Below are 422 nucleotides of genomic sequence, written 5' to 3'. Positions count from 1 at the left end.
TTCACCGTTGAGAATACATATTCTCAACGGTAATCTGTTCCAGGGCATTTCAAAGATGAAATGCCCTGGCGGTTGCGTAAGCAGCCGCCCGCCGTGTAGGCGCAAGCGCAATTTATTTGCACGTTTAAGCGCCAGAACGAGTGTGTCTTCACCGTTGAGAATACATATTCTCAACGGTAATCTGTTCCAGGGCATTTCAAAGATGAAATGCCCTGGCGGTTGTGTAAGCAGCCGCCCGCCGTGTAGGCGCAAGCGCAATTTATTTGCGCGTTTAAGCGCCAGAACGAGCGTGTCTTCACCGTTGAGAATACATATTCTCAACGGTAATCTGTTCCAGGGCATTTCAAAGATGAAATGCCCTGGCGGTTGYGTAAGCAGCGAAATGCCCTGGCGGTTGCGTAAGCAGCCGCCCGCCGTGTAGG

At 51.3% G+C, this 422-nt stretch carries 1 protein-coding gene; it reads right to left on the bottom strand.

Annotated features, from left to right (window positions below):
* Positions 1-422 (bottom strand): hypothetical protein (locus tag EB812_RS11750; RefSeq protein WP_207287382.1); only part of this gene is annotated, 422 nt, incomplete at both ends.

This window comes from Desulfovibrio legallii (assembly GCF_004309735.1).
GTDB classification, from domain to species: Bacteria; Desulfobacterota; Desulfovibrionia; order Desulfovibrionales; family Desulfovibrionaceae; genus Desulfovibrio; species Desulfovibrio legallii.
This window is presented reverse-complemented; position numbering and strand designations above follow the sequence as displayed.